This window comes from Actinomadura sp. NPDC048394 (assembly GCF_040651755.1).
GTDB classification, from domain to species: domain Bacteria; phylum Actinomycetota; class Actinomycetes; order Streptosporangiales; family Streptosporangiaceae; genus Spirillospora; species Spirillospora montaniterrae.
Map to the genome: position 1 here is coordinate 1 of NZ_JBEZJL010000184.1, position 1,683 is coordinate 1,683.

Sequence of the window (1,683 nt, forward strand, 5' to 3'; positions counted from 1 at the left end):
GCGGGGCGGCGGGGCCGCCCGCGGCGGGGGGGGGGGGGCCGGGCCCCCCCCGGCCCGCGCGGGGGGCGCCCCCCCCCCCCCGCCCCCCACGTCCACGGCCGTGCCGACGGGCACCTCCCCCACCGGTTCGCCGGTCGCCGGGTCGGTCACCGTGAACGCGCCGTCCCCGCCGCTGCGGCTCCACCGCGCGCCCGCCAGCGTCCACCTGTCGCCTGGCCGCATCCCGTGCACCTCCTGCCGTCACGAAGTCCCCGACCGCCGTTGACTACCCGGAGATCGCCGCTTCAATGACGGCGGGATCCGCGTCGACGGCGGCAGGGACCTGCGTCAGCGGCGGCGGGGACCTGCGTCAGTGTTCACTTACTGGATCGGCTACGGTGGAGCCCCGCACGAGAGTCGAGGGAGGCGCGGGTGGACTTCGATCTGCCGGAGAACGCGGCCGCGGTGCGCGAGGGCGTGCTGGCGATCGCCGGGAAGTACGACCAGGAGTACTGGAGCCGCTGCGACGCCGACAAGCGGTGGCCGGAGGAGGTCTGGCGGGAGCTGGTCCAGGGCGGCTGGCACAGCCTGGCGATCCCCGAGGAGCACGGCGGCGCGGGCCAGGGCCTGCTGGAGCTGGCGGTGGCGCTGGAGGCGCTCGCCGAGGGCGGCGCGGGCGGCGCCGCGTCGTTCATGTACCTGCTCACCCCGGCGTTCGGCGGGCTGACCATCGCCCGGCACGGCACCGAGGAGCAGAAGCGCGCGTTCCTGCCGCGGATCGCGGCGGGCGAGATCGAGACCTGCTTCGCGATCACCGAGCCGGACGCGGGCAGCAACGCGATGAACATCTCCACGCAGGCCCGGGGGGACGGCGACGGCTTCGTGGTGAACGGCCAGAAGATCTGGATCTCCGGGGTGGAGCGCGCCGACTACCTGGTGCTCGTCACGCGGACGATCCCGGCGGCCGAAGCGAAGCCGCGCACGAACGGCTTCACCGTCCTGCTGGTGGACGTCAAGCGTGCCGTCGCCGACGGCACGCTCACCTACCGGCCGATCCCGAAGCTCGGCACCAACACCGTCGCGTCCAGCATGGTGTTCCTGGACGGTGTGCGCGTCCCCGCCGACCACGTCCTCGGGGAGGTGGACCAGGGCTTCGCCGTCCTGTGGGACATCCTCAACCCCGAGCGGATCCTCGCCGCCGCGGGCGGCGTCGGGTCCGGCGGCCTGGTGCTGAAGATCGCCTGCGACTACGCCACCGACCGCGCGCCCTTCGGCAAGCCGATCGGGTCGAACCAGGGCATCGCGTTCCCGCTCGCCCGGATCAAGGCGCAGCTGGAGCTGGCCCGGCTGATGACCTACAAGGCGGCGTGGCTGTGGGACCAGGGCCGCCCCTGCGGCTCGGAGGCCAACATCGCCAAGCTCACCGCGGCCGACGCCGCCTGGCAGGCCGCCGACCGCGCCTTCCAGACCCACGGCGGCATGGCGTACTCGCTGGAGTACCCGGTCGCCCGGATGTTCCGCGACGCCCGCATCGCCAAGAACATCCCGGTCGCCGAGGAGCTCGTCCTGGCCCACATAGCCCAGCACGAGCTCGGCCTCCCGCGCTCCTACTGACCGCCGGCTCGCGGTGGGGCGCCCGCCGGGGGCGCCCCAAGGCCGCGGCGCCCCAAGCGTGTCTACCGGGGGAGGCGCCGTCGGGGTGGG

At 74.6% G+C, this 1,683-nt stretch carries 1 protein-coding gene; it reads left to right on the forward strand.

Annotated features, from left to right (window positions below; all coding sequences use genetic code 11):
* Positions 1-411 precede the first annotated feature (411 nt).
* Positions 412-1,593 carry an acyl-CoA dehydrogenase family protein gene (locus AB0C78_RS50745; protein WP_360763049.1) on the forward strand — a complete coding sequence of 394 codons (1,182 nt, stop codon included), beginning with the start codon at positions 412-414 and terminating at the stop codon, positions 1,591-1,593.
* The last annotated feature ends 90 nt before the right edge of the window (positions 1,594-1,683 follow it).